This window comes from Limosilactobacillus reuteri (assembly GCF_020785355.1).
In the GTDB taxonomy this organism is placed as follows: domain Bacteria; phylum Bacillota; class Bacilli; order Lactobacillales; family Lactobacillaceae; genus Limosilactobacillus; species Limosilactobacillus reuteri_I.
Genome location: NZ_JAJGVH010000075.1, coordinates 105,140 through 122,774, shown reverse-complemented (window position 1 = coordinate 122,774; position 17,635 = coordinate 105,140). Strand labels below are relative to the sequence as shown.

The 17,635-nt window shown below is 38.0% G+C and carries 29 protein-coding genes; 28 read left to right on the top strand and 1 reads right to left on the bottom strand.

Translation table 11 applies throughout. From position 1 onward, the window contains the following. Nucleotides 1-139: 139 nt before the first annotated feature. The gene (locus LMB56_RS06765) at nucleotides 140-1,369 is read right to left on the bottom strand and encodes an IS110 family RNA-guided transposase (protein ID WP_229282092.1); all 1,230 of its coding nucleotides are present in this window, start codon (nucleotides 1,367-1,369) and stop codon (nucleotides 140-142) included. A 364-nt stretch (nucleotides 1,370-1,733) separates the two neighbouring features. On the opposite strand from LMB56_RS06765, the gene LMB56_RS06760 reads away from it, so the two are divergent. The 28 genes from LMB56_RS06760 (at nucleotide 1,734) to LMB56_RS06635 (ending at nucleotide 17,543) form a co-directional block, all read left to right on the top strand. Further along, nucleotides 1,734-2,015, top strand: coding sequence for a MerR family transcriptional regulator (locus LMB56_RS06760; protein WP_035152807.1), 282 nt, complete (start codon nucleotides 1,734-1,736; stop codon nucleotides 2,013-2,015). Nucleotides 2,016-2,152: 137 nt separating this feature from the next. Then, nucleotides 2,153-2,356, top strand: coding sequence for a DUF6877 family protein (locus tag LMB56_RS06755; protein ID WP_063164151.1), 204 nt, complete (start codon nucleotides 2,153-2,155; stop codon nucleotides 2,354-2,356). Then, nucleotides 2,353-2,532, top strand: a complete 180-nt coding sequence (locus LMB56_RS06750; RefSeq protein ID WP_063164150.1) for a hypothetical protein — start codon at nucleotides 2,353-2,355, stop codon at nucleotides 2,530-2,532. Before LMB56_RS06755 ends, LMB56_RS06750 begins: the two co-directional genes overlap by 4 nt. 43 nt (nucleotides 2,533-2,575) lie before the next feature. After that, nucleotides 2,576-2,791 carry a hypothetical protein gene (locus LMB56_RS06745; RefSeq protein ID WP_063164149.1) on the top strand — a complete coding sequence of 72 codons (216 nt, stop codon included), beginning with the start codon at nucleotides 2,576-2,578 and terminating at the stop codon, nucleotides 2,789-2,791. Between the two features lie 11 nt (nucleotides 2,792-2,802). Next, nucleotides 2,803-3,708, top strand: a complete 906-nt coding sequence (locus tag LMB56_RS06740) for a DnaD domain protein (RefSeq protein WP_229283553.1) — start codon at nucleotides 2,803-2,805, stop codon at nucleotides 3,706-3,708. Nucleotides 3,709-3,714: 6 nt separating this feature from the next. After that, complete coding sequence (locus LMB56_RS06735) at nucleotides 3,715-4,074, top strand: tyrosine-type recombinase/integrase (protein ID WP_229283554.1); 360 nt, start codon at nucleotides 3,715-3,717, stop codon at nucleotides 4,072-4,074. After that, complete coding sequence (locus tag LMB56_RS06730; protein WP_229283555.1) at nucleotides 3,996-4,700, top strand: site-specific integrase; 705 nt, start codon at nucleotides 3,996-3,998, stop codon at nucleotides 4,698-4,700. The genes LMB56_RS06735 and LMB56_RS06730 overlap by 79 nt, the downstream gene beginning before the upstream one ends. Nucleotides 4,701-4,709: 9 nt before the next feature. After that, nucleotides 4,710-5,372, top strand: a complete 663-nt coding sequence (locus LMB56_RS06725) for an SAM-dependent DNA methyltransferase (RefSeq protein WP_229283556.1) — start codon at nucleotides 4,710-4,712, stop codon at nucleotides 5,370-5,372. A gap of 176 nt (nucleotides 5,373-5,548) precedes the next feature. Next, nucleotides 5,549-5,995 carry a hypothetical protein gene (locus LMB56_RS06720; protein WP_229283557.1) on the top strand — a complete coding sequence of 149 codons (447 nt, stop codon included), beginning with the start codon at nucleotides 5,549-5,551 and terminating at the stop codon, nucleotides 5,993-5,995. A 15-nt stretch (nucleotides 5,996-6,010) separates the two neighbouring features. After that, nucleotides 6,011-6,436, top strand: a complete 426-nt coding sequence (locus LMB56_RS06715; RefSeq protein ID WP_003663737.1) for a hypothetical protein — start codon at nucleotides 6,011-6,013, stop codon at nucleotides 6,434-6,436. A gap of 3 nt (nucleotides 6,437-6,439) precedes the next feature. Further along, the gene (locus tag LMB56_RS06710) at nucleotides 6,440-7,186 is read left to right on the top strand and encodes a hypothetical protein (RefSeq protein WP_102816431.1); all 747 of its coding nucleotides are present in this window, start codon (nucleotides 6,440-6,442) and stop codon (nucleotides 7,184-7,186) included. Continuing rightward, nucleotides 7,186-7,368: a hypothetical protein gene (locus LMB56_RS06705; protein WP_102816432.1), complete on the top strand. Its 183-nt coding sequence runs from the start codon at nucleotides 7,186-7,188 to the stop codon at nucleotides 7,366-7,368. The genes LMB56_RS06710 and LMB56_RS06705 overlap by 1 nt, the downstream gene beginning before the upstream one ends. A gap of 14 nt (nucleotides 7,369-7,382) precedes the next feature. Beyond that, nucleotides 7,383-7,673 carry a DUF6275 family protein gene (locus LMB56_RS06700; protein WP_225357310.1) on the top strand — a complete coding sequence of 97 codons (291 nt, stop codon included), beginning with the start codon at nucleotides 7,383-7,385 and terminating at the stop codon, nucleotides 7,671-7,673. Beyond that, nucleotides 7,673-7,867: a hypothetical protein gene (locus LMB56_RS06695; RefSeq protein WP_102816433.1), complete on the top strand. Its 195-nt coding sequence runs from the start codon at nucleotides 7,673-7,675 to the stop codon at nucleotides 7,865-7,867. Before LMB56_RS06700 ends, LMB56_RS06695 begins: the two co-directional genes overlap by 1 nt. Continuing rightward, on the top strand, nucleotides 7,868-8,002 hold the full coding sequence (locus LMB56_RS10425; RefSeq protein WP_267865209.1) for a hypothetical protein: 135 nt from the start codon (nucleotides 7,868-7,870) through the stop codon (nucleotides 8,000-8,002). Further along, entirely contained in the window at nucleotides 7,992-8,204 is a 213-nt protein-coding gene (locus LMB56_RS06690) for a crAss001_48 related protein (RefSeq protein WP_102816434.1), read from the top strand. The genes LMB56_RS10425 and LMB56_RS06690 overlap by 11 nt, the downstream gene beginning before the upstream one ends. 157 nt (nucleotides 8,205-8,361) lie before the next feature. Then, nucleotides 8,362-8,835, top strand: a complete 474-nt coding sequence (locus LMB56_RS06685) for an ArpU family phage packaging/lysis transcriptional regulator (RefSeq protein ID WP_180977130.1) — start codon at nucleotides 8,362-8,364, stop codon at nucleotides 8,833-8,835. Nucleotides 8,836-9,653: 818 nt separating this feature from the next. Beyond that, entirely contained in the window at nucleotides 9,654-10,271 is a 618-nt protein-coding gene (locus LMB56_RS06680) for a hypothetical protein (protein ID WP_102816436.1), read from the top strand. Nucleotides 10,272-10,638: 367 nt separating this feature from the next. Then, nucleotides 10,639-10,809 carry a hypothetical protein gene (locus LMB56_RS06675; protein WP_172397134.1) on the top strand — a complete coding sequence of 57 codons (171 nt, stop codon included), beginning with the start codon at nucleotides 10,639-10,641 and terminating at the stop codon, nucleotides 10,807-10,809. Nucleotides 10,810-10,865: 56 nt separating this feature from the next. Beyond that, the gene (locus tag LMB56_RS06670; RefSeq protein WP_035170397.1) at nucleotides 10,866-11,660 is read left to right on the top strand and encodes an HNH endonuclease; all 795 of its coding nucleotides are present in this window, start codon (nucleotides 10,866-10,868) and stop codon (nucleotides 11,658-11,660) included. A gap of 184 nt (nucleotides 11,661-11,844) precedes the next feature. After that, a complete protein-coding gene (locus tag LMB56_RS06665; RefSeq protein ID WP_102816545.1) occupies nucleotides 11,845-12,312 on the top strand; it encodes a phage terminase small subunit P27 family in 468 nt (155 codons plus the stop codon). Further along, nucleotides 12,309-14,018 carry a terminase large subunit gene (locus LMB56_RS06660; RefSeq protein WP_267865208.1) on the top strand — a complete coding sequence of 570 codons (1,710 nt, stop codon included), beginning with the start codon at nucleotides 12,309-12,311 and terminating at the stop codon, nucleotides 14,016-14,018. The genes LMB56_RS06665 and LMB56_RS06660 overlap by 4 nt, the downstream gene beginning before the upstream one ends. Then, nucleotides 13,999-14,220: a hypothetical protein gene (locus LMB56_RS06655; RefSeq protein WP_229283559.1), complete on the top strand. Its 222-nt coding sequence runs from the start codon at nucleotides 13,999-14,001 to the stop codon at nucleotides 14,218-14,220. The genes LMB56_RS06660 and LMB56_RS06655 overlap by 20 nt, the downstream gene beginning before the upstream one ends. A gap of 2 nt (nucleotides 14,221-14,222) precedes the next feature. After that, nucleotides 14,223-14,390, top strand: coding sequence for a hypothetical protein (locus tag LMB56_RS06650; protein ID WP_153703883.1), 168 nt, complete (start codon nucleotides 14,223-14,225; stop codon nucleotides 14,388-14,390). Next, the gene (locus LMB56_RS10545; RefSeq protein ID WP_152697323.1) at nucleotides 14,387-14,542 is read left to right on the top strand and encodes a DUF1056 family protein; all 156 of its coding nucleotides are present in this window, start codon (nucleotides 14,387-14,389) and stop codon (nucleotides 14,540-14,542) included. Before LMB56_RS06650 ends, LMB56_RS10545 begins: the two co-directional genes overlap by 4 nt. Before the next feature lie 6 nt (nucleotides 14,543-14,548). After that, entirely contained in the window at nucleotides 14,549-15,808 is a 1,260-nt protein-coding gene (locus LMB56_RS06645) for a phage portal protein (protein ID WP_229283560.1), read from the top strand. Continuing rightward, nucleotides 15,747-16,400: an HK97 family phage prohead protease gene (locus tag LMB56_RS06640; RefSeq protein ID WP_229283561.1), complete on the top strand. Its 654-nt coding sequence runs from the start codon at nucleotides 15,747-15,749 to the stop codon at nucleotides 16,398-16,400. The genes LMB56_RS06645 and LMB56_RS06640 overlap by 62 nt, the downstream gene beginning before the upstream one ends. After that, entirely contained in the window at nucleotides 16,401-17,543 is a 1,143-nt protein-coding gene (locus LMB56_RS06635) for a phage major capsid protein (protein ID WP_229283562.1), read from the top strand. Nucleotides 17,544-17,635: the final 92 nt, after the last annotated feature.

Sequence of the window (17,635 nt, the reverse complement as noted above, 5' to 3'; positions counted from 1 at the left end):
AGTCATGTGGTAATAAGTCAAGATAAAATTATCACTGACAAACTTGTTTTGACCAGATTTTTGACGCACTTAAATAAGCCTTGATCCCAAGGTGTTTTAAAAGCTAAGCGTCGAGAATCAGTTTATCTTCCTATACCAATTACCTCTTTTCCTGATAGATTTGATGATTTTTGAGTAGGAAGAAAATCACCCTAATAAGTTTACGTGCGGTAAGGACGAGAGCGCGTTTTGATGGGGTATGCTTTACTTCTTGATATTTACGCCGATAATATTCACCAAAAACTGGATCTTGGATTCTAACTCTGTTGGCAGCTTCAACCAAATAGTATCTAAGATAAGCATTACCAGTTCTCTTGAGCGGAGTATTATCACTAGCGTAAGCTCCGGACTGCTTTTCTCGCCAGGAAAGCCCAGCATATTTAGCCAATTTAGCTTCATTATCAAATCGTTCGATTTGACCAATTTCAGCTAAAATACCAGCAGCGTATACTGGTCCAATTCCGGGAATGGAGCGCAAAATCTGTTCTTCATCAGTTACTTGAACTACTTTCTCAATTGCTTTGTCGAGGTCTTTAATCATCTTCTGAAAAGCTTTAATTTCCTCGGCATAAACGGAGAGAACTGTATCAACTGAATTAGCAATTACTTTGTCTAAACGATAAGAAGCACGAACTGCCTTTTGAATTATTTTCGCCAAGGCTTCAGGGTTCGCGAAGCGACCCCGGCCGTGTTCATTCAGATAATCGGCTAAATCAGTAATCGAAAGATTAAGTAAGTCATCAGTAGTCATATCTTCAGTTAGCAGACTCATCATCGTTGAACCAAAGATAGAAGTATTCAGTTCATCAGAAATTACTAATTTATTGAGCTTGTAGTATAGGTTCTCAATAAAGTGTTGCTTAGCCCGAGCTAAGCTTTGAACAAGCTCATATCGGGAACGCGTTAAGCGTTGCAGGGCAATGTAGTTCTCTTGACGAACAATCCCTACTGAATAGCGTCCAACACGTAGGAAGTCAGCAATGTAAAAAGCGTCGATTTGATCATTTTTATCTTCAGCGAAGACATCATGATAGCGCTTAGTTTTCTTAGGATCGATAACCACGGATTGTGTATTGAACTTTTTAAGGTCCGAGTCTTCTTGGAAAAACATTGCTGGGTGAAAGCTGTAAATGGAAGTGGCTTCCATGCCAATCACAACTTGGTCGAGATGATTTGAATTCGCCGTATCGATAATCATGTTTTTTAATTCTGTTGCGCCTTTCAAATCATTAACAAAGTTACCATGGAAAACAACTTCAGTTGTTTCTTCAGAAATCATTGAAGTTACTAAATCTTTTGAGCTAACGTCAATACCGACAAAAAGTTTCATTGGAATGGCCTCCTTTCATTAAAATTTACTGGTCTTAATCTGATCACTGCATGATAGCCCCTAATTACAATCACTAAAAACATCCTCGCAAGTATCAGTATTCATTGGTTAGAGAGTTAAAGCTGCACCTAATCCTACTCTGAATTAGTAAACTATCTAATCGATACAGCATGTGAGTTCGAAAATCAGTAGATTGGCTGGGCGGCAGACTTCATAAGTAGTTAAAAACTACAGGAGGTATTAACCTATACCAGTTGACCAAAGCCAATGATAATTAGAGGTTATCATGCGGTGACCAGAAAACAAGTTGTAATGTAGCAAAATCCGTAAGGATATATTTATAGAATACGAGGGAGGAATGGTTATGAAAACAAGAGAAACTATGAGGACAAGGGAAGAAATTAATTCACCAATGCTCATGGAGCGAGAAGCTGCTAAGTATTTACGAATTAACAATAGTACGTTAGTTGAGTTGCGAAAGTATGGCTTCATTAATTCCTTAGACTTGGGTGCAAGAAAGTATCCTAAGTGGGAATTAGATCGGTTCATTAGTAAGTGGACTGATAGTCAAGAATCAATTGAGGATGCGCTTGAACAAGCTAAGCGAGAGCATGAAGTTAAGGACGAAAAGATCGTCCATCTATAGGAGATGAATAATGTGTGGCCGTATTTAGTAATTCTCGGGTGTTTTGCCTTTGCTACTATTTACAGCATTGGCATCCGCCATGAACCAGTGTTTAAGCAAAAGTATTGCGGAAAGCATAACAGAAAGCGGGTGTTCAGATGAAAGATGGAACAAAGCGTCTTCGCAAATTAATGGAGGAATACGACTTTCCTCTTGAAGCGATTGATGATATTCTTTACCGCCTTGGCTGGCATTTTCTTAGTGGTGGGCAACCTACCGATGATTATGTATGGACGCAGGTTCGTTACTTTGAGAACTTAGTTAAGTTTGGCAAAGTAGCACGAAAGGAGAAAGTTAAATGATTACTTTAATTGCAGTAGCAAGCACAATTGTGATGATGATTAGTCTGTTTAATGCGAATGTTCCATTTGCTTTATTTTCAGCTTTAATTCTCTTATGGGCTTGCTTAGCTGATACACCTCAAGATTGGTGGTCAAACGAAAAAAGCACCGGTGCTGACGACACCGATGCCAAGTAAAAATCCATTACTGGATAAGAAATCTACAAGGAGATTATAACATATGTCAGAAAAAGATACTGCAGTAGAAGTTGAAAAACTTGCTAATAACGTAATTGATCAAGCTATTTTTACTAGTAACTTATGTGATCAATTTAAGCACGCTGAAACTTACAGCCATCATCTGAAGTTAGCTAAGGATATTGCTTACCACCTCAAACGCATAAGCAAATATCAAGACTTCGATGAATTGGTTAAGCAGATTTACCAGGACAACTAGGGGGTTACACAATGGCACAGCGCAGAATGTTTAGTCAGAAGGTTACTGAGACGGATAAGTTCCTTGATATGGGGCTTACTGCTCAATCACTTTACTTCCATTTGGGGATGAATGCTGATGATGACGGTTTTGTTGGCAACCCAAAGTCAATTAAACGCATGATTGGCGCTAGTGAAGACGATTTAAAGGCACTCGTCGAGAAGGACTATTTGATTGTCTTTGAGGATGGTGTAGTCGTCATTAAAGATTGGTTAGTTTCTAACTATGTCAAAAAGGACCGATATACCCCGACAATTTATACCGACGACATGAAATTAATTGGCCTTGATAAGAATAAACGGTACCAATTTGTATCCGATTTGGAACCAGAACGGAACCAAGTTGGAACCGAAATGTCTCCAGAATGTATCCAAGATGGAGACAAAATGGAACCAAACTGTATCCAAAGTGGTTCCAAAAATAAAAATCAAATTTCAAGTGAAAACTCTCAACCTCAACAGGGACAAGGCTTTAACTCCATGGAACCAAATTGGAACCAGAATGGAACCGAAATGGATCCTCAGGTTAGGTTAGGTAAGGATAGAGTTAAGTTAAGTAAGAGTAAAGATAATTTAAATACTACTAGTACTACTCTTAATTCATATTATAAAAAGCTCGAATCCCCAAAATCACAAAACGAATTAAAAGCGTTCGTGAATGAACTTGGTGGTGACGTGGTAGCATTTGCCATCACTTCCATGTTTGAGAATGCTGATCGTCCAACATTTGCATACTTACGTTCGATCTTAAACCGTTATCAGCAACAGGGATTAACTAATCTTGCAGCAGTTCAACATGATAATGATGTTTATAACGGTAAGTCAGTTGTTATCACTGGTGTTAAGCCCAAGATTCCCGTTTATCATCTGGGGGAATAAGCATCGATGGTACAAGTTGGAAAAAAGAGAGCTATTAAGTTCTGGAAATATTACAAAGAATGGTATGAGACTTACAAATACGGGGATGTCCGTGATGTCACTTACCAAAGATATATTTTGACAGGTAAACAAATTAAGAAACTTGCTCCAGACTTAATGCTAGATAAAATAACCCGAGCTGATATACAAAAGCTCATCAATGCTTATGGACAAACGCATGAAAAAGTAACTGTTCGTAATTTCTATCGTTTACTAGAAGCGCCAATCAGAGATGCGGTCTATGAGGGGTGGATTCTCGTGACCCATGCTACAAGATCCGTATTACCTCTCAAGTTAAGAAGAAAAAGAAACTTAAGAAATGGCTAGAAATTGATGAAGTTCATAAACTTGAACAAGTCTTTAATGCTGATCAAAGCGGATATGGTGACTTCTTTGATTTTACGTTACGTACTGGCTTGCGATTTGCTGAGGTTCTTGGCCTTACTCCAGCTGATGTTGATATGAATAACATGTCTATTTACGTCAATAAGACACTGAACTACAAGAAAATAGATTACTCTCAAGTTAAACCTGGGGACTTTATGCCGACTAAGAACAAGTATTCTGTTAGGCAAATCCTAATTGATTTTAAGGCATTAACTGACCTACAACGCCACCTGGATGGAGTAAAAGAAGATGAGTCAATCTGGGCTCATTGGTATGCTAGTGACTCTCGTACTAATACCCGAGGTGGTAATCACATTTATAATTCAGTGTTTAATAAAGAGTTAAAGGAAATGTGTGACCAGGCGGGAGTACCACCAATTTCAGTTCATGGTTTGCGTCATACTCATGCATCCCTGCTAATTGCTAACCGTGTTTCAATTCAAAGTGTTGCTAAACGGTTAGGCCACGGCAATACAGAAACAACCCAACGTGTCTATATCCACCTGCTAGACAAGCTAGCAAACGAGGATAACAACAAGATTATGTCTGTAATGACAGGGATTTGAGGTGGAATAATGCAGTTTGATACAAAAACCGTTAATAAGCTGTTAGAAATTGACGAGTCATATAAGGCTCCGGAAAGAATGCTGCAACTAATGCTTGATGATCAAAAGCGTCCAGAAGTCTTTAAGAAGTTCCTAGAAGTTTCAACGGACCTAAAGTTTGACTGGTTCCATGAATATTTTGAAGATGAGCAAGCTGAACGGAAAAGCAAGAAGCAGGATTTTACCCCTGATAGCATTGCGACCTTGCTTAATAGCTTAGTTGATAGCGATAAATCTAATGGCCACTATTTCGAGGTAGCTGCAGGGATAGGTGGAATTTTAATCAAGCGCTGGTGGGATGACTGTACAAATGATCTGGTTGGTAATCCATTACATGCTGATCCTAACTTAAAATTCTTGTCAATCTTTACTTATGACCCTAGAGCTTATTGGTATCAGGTAGAAGAAATGTCAGATAGAGCAATTCCTTTCTTGTTATTCAATATGGCAATTAGGGGGATGAATGGAGTAGCAATCCAATGTGATTCGTTAAGCAGGAAAGCAAAGGATGTTTATTTTATTCGTAATGATACAAGTAACTTTTTAGCATTTAGTGAAGTTATCAAAATGTCCCACACTGCTGAACTACAAGAACTTTATAACATTTCCGAATGGGTTGATAAGTTTGACTGATTTCATAACAGACAAATTAAGTGATGCCCTCGATGAACTAGAAAATTACCACACATTTGACGGGAAATTTTGGAAATACAGTCGGCTGAGAGCAGAAGAGCTTTTGCCGGCTGATGATTGGCGGCTACAAGAAATACTTAAATTTAGAAAAAAGGTAAGCGAGGAGAAATAAGAAAATGGAAACATCAGAATTTAGAAATAAAATGGCTGAATTTGGCTTGAATTTGAAACAAAGTAAGATCGAAGACGCGCTGATGGTAATGATTGACTATTACGAAGTAGCAAGAGTAAGTCAAACAAGAGTAGGCCGGTTTCAGATGTATGGCCGTCCTAAATTATCTAAGTCGGTTCAAAAAAGGATTGCTAAGGTTGTGATGGGGTATTCCTTAACTGAATTAGATGAACGGGATAAGCCAATGTATTGCCTAGAAGTAGGTGGCAGCTATGCAACATCTCCACGTTACCTAAAAGAGGTCCCTGGAGTTAATACTCAATATCAAGGCGTAAATATTAACTTTTCAGTCACACAAGAACGCTCAGAAGCTAAGGCATTCACCTATGATGAGACAATTGATGTAATGGGTAAATTGCCATTTATTAAGCTTCAACGACGCGCATTGTAAAGGAGATCGAGTGTTATGAGTAAGAAGAAAGCTATTAATTTTGATTTATCAGAAATTGCAGATGGTGGTGTGCAAGTTAAGCTTAACCGTGCGTTGCAACAAGTTGCAGACAATATCCTTGATCCCAATACAGACCCAACTAAAAAGCGGAAGGTCCAACTTAATATCACGTTAGCCCCTAATGAAAAACGGGATGCCTCAGATGTCACAGTTGAAGTTAAGACCACCCTTGCTCCAGAAGTGGGAGTACCAACTACTATGCTTTTAGGCCGTGATATTAACGGTAAGGTTCACGTTAACGAGTTGAAGTCAGGCGTTAAAGGACAAACTTACATTGATCCAGATGATGGTAAGGCTAAGACGGACACTGGCGAACCAGTTGAAGAAGTTGAAAAAGAAGAAAAGCGCAAGATCATTGATTTGCAAAAGCAGGAGAACTAACTTATGGAAACTAAGATTAACAGTGAATTAACCCAATTTGAACAACTCGTAAATGATGCTAACGGCAATCAGCTCATTACAGGCTTAAACGGCCGGCAGTATCTTCTTGATCATGATGGGGATGCAGCTTTACTTAATGATCCGATCATTGCTCATCCCCTCCAACTGAACCAATTAACTAGCTTGATCGAGTGGTTGGAAAGTGAAGGATCGTCAATTAACGATGCACTAAAAATCCATGTGGTTAGTCCGACTAAGGTTGAGGTAATTGGAAACTTAGCGAAAGGTGGTCAACGTCCTTGTTTCGCTGAGGTTCGGGCAGTAGTTGATAGTCTTGACTTAGAAAGTTACTTAGACCAGGAAAGCATGATCATTATGCTGCAGTCACATTTTGAGGAGAATGATGACCGGAATATCATTCTGAAAGTTGTTAGCAATCTCCGTGATGAAAGTATTCACCAACAAACTGATGATGGTGTAAGCCAAAGCGTTCAGATTAATTCTGGTGTTGCTAGCGTTGATGAAGTGAAAGTTCCTAATCCCGTTAAGTTAATTCCTTTCCGGACATTCCAGGAAGTTGACCAGCCAGCAAGTAAATTTATCTTTCGGATGCGCGAGGGGATGCAATCAGCATTATTCATGGCTGATAACAACCAATGGCAAGTGGAAGCAAAGAATAATATTAAACGATATATTCAGCAACTAGAACAAGAAACATTTGGCGAGATTAAGTATCCGGTGATTGCATAATGCGGACACAAATAATTTTTCATAACGGTCTTAAGTTATCAGTACGAGAAACTACCAGGGAGATCATTAATCAATCTCTTTACGGTGACGAGATTATTGTTACTCGATTTAATCTTGGTCACTTAGAGCGTTTTAAGATTAATTATGATGATATGGCCAAACTAGTTGCAATTGATGGATGAGGGGCATATGGATAATGAGGAAACAAGATTTAATGAATAACGCAGAATTTATTAATAAAGCAAAGTACATTGTAGCTAAGTACACTAACGAGAATATTCTCAAGCCGGAGCAAGGATTAATTAGTGAGAATGAAGTGTTTGTTGCGTGGTATGCAAAAGTGTTACAGAACCACAAAGCTTTGTTAGCTACTTTGATCGAAGGAGATCAGCATTATTACGAAGTAACCTACAACGGTGATAAAAAGCAGCTTTACTTAGATGTTTACAACAAACAAGAAAATAAAAGCTTTGAGGTGGAAAACTAATGAGCAAGCAACGAAAAAAACACTCAACAGTTGTATTGAGAGAACAACAGTATCGGCATTACCGTCGTAAAGCAATGACAACCCGTTTACATCACCGTCCACGTGTGAGAGCTTTACAAAAGGTTAAAGGTCTTAATGGTAAGAAATGTAGATTATTTTATAGAATGTATGTTCAGAAAATGGGGATGAAGTAAATGACGGAACTATTAATTATCGGCGCCGTTTTGATTTTTACTGTTGGCTTTATCTTAGGAACTATCCTATCGATAAAACAAGCAAACTTTGAGGAACGGCGAACTAATCAGGTGAGAAAATACAATGACAAGTAAACGGAAAGTACTTCAGCAATTGTCAAAAGAGCGAAAGGATCTGTTAGGCAAGATAGACCGGCTAGCTCAATTTATTGTTAAAGAGGGACCAAAGCTTTCATCACCATTAGAATTAACATTGCTAAATGCACAGCTAAGGTCAATGCAAGCTTATTTGGAAAGCCTAGATGCAAGAATTATCTATCTGAGGGATGAACAATAATGAATCTTCAATCTTTTGCATTAATCTTTTCGGTAGTTTCATTGATTGTTGTTCTAATATTAGCTAGATACTAAATAAAAAAGCGCACCACAGTAATGGCACGCTCCTTCAAATTATCAAACATAAATATTATATCAAAACGGGGAGAGTGCTAAAAGTGGGGCTTTTGAAAGAATTAGATGTTGACGGAACTACTGATAATGTTCGCTATTTCTTTAAGGACGAATATACACGCTTATGTCGCTTAGCAGGTGGAGGAATCAAGCTAACATCCCCACAAATTGACGGAATGCCAAAAGCAACTGCTGCTGGTAATTCAATGGAGAATCAAATGGTTAAAGTTGCTAATTACCATCTCTTGATTGAGACAATCGCTCAAGCACTCAACGCATGTAGTCTTAGAAGTAGGCGAATATTAATTGCTAAGTTTATTCAGAATAAAAAAGATTGGGAAGTAGCTAATCAAATTGGTTATGAAAAAACGCGCTACTATCATTACTTAAAAATTGCTTGTAGTGAGTTTGCGGATACACTGGAGAGATATACTAGTTTGCTCGGGGATGCTGACTTACTAGAAGATCTTCATGCATATAAGGACGAAAAAAGTGAACAACGAGTGAACAAACAGTGAACTATTAGTGAACTTCAAGCCCGTTTTTAAGTGCGAAAATGATATTGTCGGAAGGTTAGCGATGTAGCCTTGTGACCCCCAATTGTGCCTGAGCAAGCCTTTAACTACTCAAATTTAGGATTCTGGCTTTAAGGAAAGAGATTTCTATGCTTAATACCACACGGGATCTCTTGTTAAGCTTGAGTGTGGATCAGATGTTTGACTGACTGATGGGTCTGAGCCCCATAATCCACGTTGAGACTATCATTAACTAACTTCAAAATAAATTTACGGTAACGATTAAATTTGATTTGTGCGTTTTGGAAGATCTCCTTTAGATCATTAAATTTACATGCTACTTTGATAGTCTCGTAGCAACCGTGCTGTAATCAGCAGAAGAGTACGTAATCTAACTCAGCGGCTAAAGGATTACCGTATGAATGGACAACAATATCGTTACAGGAGTAGGCGGAAAACTACGACCGGGTGCGGTGATTGTATGGTCCTGATTATACTTAGGCTTCAAGGCTGTATGGGTGCAAAGCCCTACTAAGTTTTTATATCATGATTATCAGAAGAAAGGAGGTTATTCGGCAGCCTCCTTCTTCACCCGTACATTGATAATTATGGTATATAGCAATGCTAACGAGTCGCATTGCTAGCTAAGATCCACGGTGGGCACACATTACTCAGTCTTGTGTGGCAAAAGTACAGTTCGAATCTGTCTCTTAGCTATTGTCCGAAATGACATTAAACTACGATCATTTTACTTTTTGCCTTTACCTCAGGCTAGTCTTTGTGGCTAGCCTTTTGTATTATTGTTATTGAGGTGAAAATAAATGAGTATTGCACTATTAATTGGCAGCAACTTTAATAAAAAAATGATAGGTACCTACATTGAAAAATTCTTTTTTACTGATAAAGGATATTTTAATTGGATAGCTATAACTAGCATAATAGCTATCGGTACTTTTATATGGACAATTTGGTTTAACAATAAAAAGTATAAAGCTGATTTGGTGTCAAAAGGTAGGATAGATTGGATGAATCAAGTTAGACCATTGTATGCTCAATATCTGGCAGCAGTTCCCAAGTATATGTATCTTTACAACAAGGCTATGGTAGATGGAGATAAGCTTGCTAAAGAGTCATTGGATGACAAAATGGATGAGATAAAAAGATTATATTATGAATTAAATTTATATATCCCAAATAATGATTCCAATAAAAGCATACTGGTCGATATAAAGTTGCTATGGGGCGAACTTAGCTATATTGGTGATTACTATGATTATGGTATTAGAAGAAATTACTTTGCCACCAAAATTAACAGATATAATGGTACGAGTTATGATACAGAAGTAGATAAATATATTTCCAAGTTAATCAATAAGGCTTCGATGGACGGCAACGAATATTTTAAGAATGAATGGGAGAAAATAAAAAAAGGGCAATGAAAAATTAATAATTCATTGTCTTTTATATGTTAATAAGGTATAATATAAATGTAGTCAGGAAAGGAATTAGCTACTCCTGAAGTGACTACAGCGATCCGGCGACAGCCTTTCTATCCGGATGGAGGCGAGTTCAATGGATGAAAGAGTTTATCTGGAAACATGAGGATGCAGTTATCGTTAATGCTCTCGTAGCAATATCAGTTGCAAGTATCAACTTTGCAATTGCATATGCGATAATAAAAAAAGCTAATCGCAAATAGCGGTTAGCCAGCAAACTCGTTTTTCCGGATCGCAAAGGGACGAGAGGTAGCAGCTCTTGTCCTTTTGCATATACAGTATACCATATTAATGTTAGAAGGTCGATATTATGGTTAGTGAAGCACAGCAAAGAGCCAAGAAAAAATGGGACGATAAGAATAAGGATAAGAACCGGATATATCGTTATCGTTCATATGCTCGTAAGTTTATCCGTGATTTAGCTACTGATGACGACTTGAAAGAACTAGAAGAATTAATACATAAAAGATTAAATGATTAAGGCGATAGCAAATGGCTACCGTCTTTTATTTTGCCTTCATATATATTAGAAAGGGGATGAGTATATTGAAACCAACCAAGCTAGCCTTTATCAATGGGAAGCCAACACTAGTATCCTATGACGAGGTAGTTCGTAAGGATAACGACAAAGCATATAACTTCCATCGCAATGTCGAGGAAAATGATTACGTTAGATTCTATCACTCAACGGAATGGAAGCATAAGCGACAAGAGATACTCGAACGTGATTATGGATTGTGTCAGCGTTGTGGAATGGATGCAGAACTGGTTGACCATATCATCCCCAGCAAGGACGATTGGAGTGATCGACTTAATAATGACAATCTACAATCACTCTGTCGGGGATGTCATAAGCTTAAAACGAAACGTGAATGGATGAAACATCATAAAGGATTGGAACGTTATATGAATATCAATATTATTTGTGGTTTACCTGCAAGTGGTAAGACAACATATGTAAAGCGACACATGACTGAGCATGATCTTATTTATGATTATGATGAGTTAATGCATGCATTATCTGGTTTACCAATGCAACAAAGCAATCACGATATCCACGATTACATTACACTATTCTTTGATCAGATGTTGCGAAAGCTAAAGGCAGAACAAACATTCAATAACGTTTGGATCATCAAGACATTACCAGACAAGCGGATTGATACATTGCTTAGTAACTATCATCGAATCAATCACATAGTTATCATGACTGATCCAAACGTCTGTGAGGAACGATTATGTGAACGGAAAGAACAAATTTCATTTCAGAAGATTTTGAACGGCTTCAAAACGGCTGATTTTACCGGCTACCGGGTCGTCAAGAATGGATAAGTCCCCCTTCATTTTGAACGGGGGTTAGATTTTTCAAAACGCTGGAACGCACATCGACTTTTTTGCACGATAAATTCCAACAATTTTTCATTTTTAGGCCCGATACTAAAAAATCCCCAAGCTGTTAAAAGCTTGAGGATATGCGTTTTTTTGATGCTTTTATCATAGCACGGAGGTGAGCTTTTTGGCAAGAAAGCAAAAATTATTATCGCAGTCAACAGGCCACCTTAGAGTGGTTGAACAAGAAGCAAAATATAAGGCAGAATTTATGGCTGCCGATGGTTTACCTGAGTTGCAAAAGACTCCGCCGGCACATTTAGATAAAGTGGCCAAAGCAGAATACCGGCGAATTATTAGTTCTATCGGAAAGCTGCCATTGCGTAACTTGGACCGGAGCGAACTGGAATTGTATTGTACCTGGTACAGCATTTATAAAGATGCTTCCGTTCAATTAAATAAGGAACAGTCCAAGAAAAGAAAGAACATTGCTAAAATCAATAACGCAATTAAGACAATTGATAAAGCAACCAGGGCGATAAAGGGTCTTGCATCTGATCTTGGGCTTAATGTTAATTCGCGGCTGCAGATGAATATGCCACAAACCAACAAGGAAGAACATCAATCCTTGCGTGATAAGTTTAGGATTTCATGATGAATTACGCTAAAGATTATGCTGAAAAGGTCGTTGCTGGCAAAATAATTGCTGGTAAAAAAGTGATTTTAGCTGCAGAAAGGTACTTAACTGATCTTAAAAAGGCGGATAATGATGACTTTGAATATTTTTATGATAATGAACGTGCCAATAAGGTTATTCAATTCATGGAAATACTTCCGGATCCAAAAACGATGCGGGCGTATCCTTTAGCAGATTTTCAACGGTTCATCATTGCAAATATGTATGGCTGGTGGAAGAAGGCTAAACCATCTGAACGGCGCTTCCGGAAAGGGATGCTATCAATGGCCAGAAAAAATGGTAAGTCGATCCTTATTTCTGGAATTGCATTGTATGAGTTCTTGATGGGTAACTCACCCGAATTCTCCCGGCAAATATTTTGTACTGCTAACGACAAAAAGCAAGCGAATATCGTTTTTAATATGATTAAGAAACGCTTGAATGCTCTACGTTCTAGTGATGGTGATACAAAACGTGGAACAAAGGTTAACCGTGACCTTATTAGTAACTTAGATGATTATTCTTATGTTCGTTCTCTTTCTAAGGAAACTGGAACGGTTGATGGTTTTGAACCTCATGTTGGAATCCTGGACGAGTATGCTGCAAGTAAGACCACTGAAATGATGGAATTACTAGAATCCGGTCAGGCTTTACTTCATAACTCACTTATTATGATTATTTCAACAGCCGGCTTTGACTTGAATGTTCCAATGCATACAATTGAATATCCCTATGCGACGAAGGTTTTGAAAGGTGAAATTACTGATGATACTTATTTTGCCTACATTGCTGAACAAGATAATGTATCAGAAGTTGATGATAAAAGTACCTGGATTAAATCTAATCCAATACTGAGTGTCCCAGCTTTACAAGACCAAGTGTATGGATATTTAGCCAAGCGGTGGAAAGAAGCTAAACAGAAAGGAACAAAGAATTCTGTTCTAGTTAAGAATTTTAATATGTGGCGACAAGCCGAAGAGGATAGTTATATGGATATTGATACTTGGAATGCAGCGCAAATTGATCCAATTGACATTGATGGTCAACGGGTTTGGTTTGGAATTGACGTTGGTAAATCATCTGACCTTTATGCGATTAGTTGGCTAATTCCTCAAGAGGGATATTGGTATGCTGATTCTTATGCGTTTGTCGGTACTAAATATGGATTGGAAGCAAAGATTAAAGCAGATCGGTTAGATTATGTCCGGTTACAAGGGATGGGCCAGTGTGAAATTACAAAACTTGAATCTGGAGTTATTGACGTTGAACGGGTGTATGAATGGTTAGATAGTTTTGTCCGGGAACACAATCTTAATGTCCAAGCAATTTGTTATGACCCGGCGCAATATGGAACCTTGTTAACCCAGATTGAAAAAGGTCATCCGGAATGGCAACAAATATCTGTTCGCCAAGGGACATTAACTCTTTCAATGCCAACTAAGCAATTTAGGGATGATATTTTAGATAAGCGAGTTCGACATTCTGAAAATGAGATTTTAACCGGTGCAATGGCTAACGCGATCCTTAAATCAGATAACAATGGTGTCCGGATTGATAAGAACCGTTATTCAAATAAGATTGATGCTGCTGATGCATTGTTAGACGCTTATGCAATTTGTTTTCGTGAAAATATTGATGATTATTTAACAGATGAGGATGTGTTTAATGATGACTTTGGTTTCTGAAAAAGATGAATTTTACCATGATATTAAGCAACTAGACGAATATGGTAATGATAGCAACTGGACCACATTTATTACTAAAAATAATGTTAAACACCTATTAAAAGGCAAGATCATCAATGACTGTTCAGATGGAGAATATTTCCATCCATTGGCCTTAACTAAGGAAGCAATTGACTTTATCAAAGGAATCGAGGAGGAATAGACATGGCTAAGTATCTATACGACGGTGAAGAAGGAATGAAGATTGATGTAACTCCCGCACTTAATGAAATCAAGGGACGATTGGAACGACTGAGAAAGCTTGCCCCGTATATTGAGAAATTTGAGATTACGGATGAAGACTTGAAATTTCTTCTCCAGGTGATGCCATGAAATTCTGGAAATTAAATGAACCAATTCTTTTATTTTTATTAGCTTGTATCTGTTTAGCAGTTACAGGCTTTTTATTTTCCGCGAAGATTGGCTTACTAATTATCTCGATTGAATTATTCGTAATTGCTTTTATCTCTTATGAAAGGGGGTGAAGCTGAGTGTTATTCCATACCGAGAAACGCGACTGGGCACAAGATTATATCGATCAGGGAATTCTTCCGGGGTTTAGCAATATGCCATCTTATAGTGGAATTGGTGCTCTTAGAAACTCTGATGTGCTAACTGCAGTCTCTCATGTTGCTAGTAATGTGGCTCGATTTCCGATTGTCATTTTGGACGATGATAAAAATGCGGTAAAGAATATCAAAAGTGTTGATTATTTGCTGAACAAGCACCCAAACGATATGTTATCTGCTTATCATTGGCGTTTCCTAATGACAGTTAACGCAATTTTAACTGGGGATGGTTTTTCAAGAATAATTCGTGATCCTCATACAAAAGCACCGTTAGAAATACAATATTTTCCACCATCGCAAACCTATATTGATGATTCTGATGTAACGAATATTAAATACGAATTTACACCCATCAATCAAAAAGGTGGTGGTCAAACAATCGTCGTGCCGGCTGAAGATGTAATTCATTTTATGTTCTTTACCTACGATGGTATTCATGGCCGGTCGCCATTGTTGTCTTTGGCTGATGAGATTGGGTTACAGGATGATGGAATTAAAACATTACGGCGGTTCTTTAAATCAGGTCTTAAAGGTGGATTGCTAAAAGCTAAGGGTAAGTTAAGTCCGGAAGCGCGTCTTAAAACTAGACAGGCGTTTGAATATGCGCAAGCTAATAGCAATGCTGGTAGTCCAATTGTTACGGATGATACGTTTGATTATTCACCAATTGAGATTGATACCAATGTTTTGCAACTAATTAACAGCAACAACTATTCAACTGCTCAAATTGCCAAAGCGTTGCATATTCCAGCATATAAATTAGCAGTTAATAGTCCTAACCAATCGATTAAACAGTTAAATGAAGACTTCATTACTTCTGATTTACCTTATTACTTCAAGCCGATTGCAAGTAACCTGGAAATGACAATGCTGACTAATCGGCAACGTCATAACTGCCACATCGAATTTGATACACGCAAAGAAACAGGGATGTCAATGGACGATGTACAAAAGGGAGTTACAAATAACGTCATTACTCCTAATGAAGGACGAGTTCGGATGGGGTTAGTTAAATCTGATAATCCAGACTTAGATCGCTTCCAATCAACCTTGAATACTGTCTTCCTTGATAAAAAAGAAGAGTATCAGAAACAATCAACAGCGAAGGGAGGTGGAATCGATGACAAGCGACTTGGAAACTCGACAGTTAATGATGCCAATTCAGATGAGAACGGCAACTGATGAAGATGATGAACCAGTAATTGAAGGTTATGCAGCCAAATACAATAAGCCATCCGAAGTTTTGGGTGGCTTTACTCGTTTTATTGAACAAATTGCTCCAGGAGCGTTCGATGACGCTGATATGTCAAATGTAGTAGCGACGATCAATCATGATCCTAACCAGGTACTGGGACGATCAGGGGTGAACATGACTTTATCTTCTGATGCAATTGGTTTGAAATTTACTGTTAAGCCAACTGATACATCATTTGCGCGTGATTTGATCGCCAATATCAAGGCAGGCGTCATTAATCAATGTAGCTTTGCATTTACGGTGGCCAACACAGATGAGGCCCAAGACTGGGAAGAATCTAATCAGGATGGAGTTGATTATGAACGAACCATTCGACAAATTGATCGTTTGTTCGATGTGTCAGTAGTTACGACACCTGCTTATCCGGATACAGAAGTTCAGGTTGGTCAGCGTTCAATCAATATGGTTAAGCAAATGCAAAACCAAGAGAATAGGGATGCTACTGATCAGAAACGTAAAAAGATGTTACGTGAATTAGAACGACAAGAATTATTGAAGACACTCGAAGGAGGAAATTAAATGTTTCGCGAAAAAATTAAAGAATTGCTTGCTCAAAAAGAAGGTAAGCGAGCATTAATTAACGAAAAAACTAATGAAATGCGCCAACTACTCTCAAATGAAGACGCAACTGATGAAGACTTAACACGAGCTAAGTCATTACGTTCTGAAATTGAAGCTGCTGAAAAGGAAGTTCGGAGTATTGAAGATGACCTTAAGCTTTACCGTAAAGCAGCTAAGGGTAATCCAGCTCCAGATCCTCATAAGCGTTCCCAAAATAACGAGGACGAAAATGAAGAAAAACGTAATTTCAACGCATATCTTCACCAAGAACATCGTGATGGTACTACTGGAATTACTTCTTCAGACGCAAGTGTTACTATTCCTGAATCAATCATTTACAATCCCGAAAATGAAATTAAAACAGTAACTGATCTTAGCCAATTTGTTCAAGTTTTTAACGCGACAACTGCTTCCGGTAGTTATCCAATCCTTAAAAAGGCAACTACTCAAATGCATACTGTTGAAGAACTTGCAAAGAATCCTGATCTTCAAAAACCTGAATTTCTTGAGGTGGCTTGGAAAATTTCGACTTATCGTGGAGCAATTCCTATTTCACAAGAATCAATTGATGATTCAGCAATTGATTTAACCGGATTAGTTGCCCGAAACGCAAAAGAACAATCCTTAAATACAAAGAATGCGGCTATTTCTGCGATTTTAAAGGGATTTACTGCTAAGAATATTGATGGTTCTAATGCAATTGATGACCTAAAGAAAATTTGGAATGTTAATTTGGACGTTGCTTACAATAAGATGATTATTGCCAGCCAGAGTTTCTATAACTGGCTTGATACTTTGAAAGACAAAAATGGACGTTATTTGCTCCAAGATAGTATTTCTAGTCCATCTGGTAAGGCAGTCTCTGGAATTAACGTTGCTGTAGTTGAAGATGATTTGTTTGGTGAAAAAGGTGAAGCTCATGCTTTCGTTGGTGATCCATACCGTGCGGTTATCTTAGCTAATCGAAAAGATCTTCAAGTACGATGGGTTGACAATGATATTTATGGTCAATACCTCCAAGCAGTTCTTCGTTTAGATGTAAAGAAGGCCGATGAAAATGCTGGTTACTTCGTTACTGTTCCATCATCAGTGTCAAAATAACACCGTCCGACAATAACGGAGCGGACGTAAAACCAACCAATGCTAATACAGTAGATGAGATTAAAAAGTACTTAGATGATCATGGAATTGCC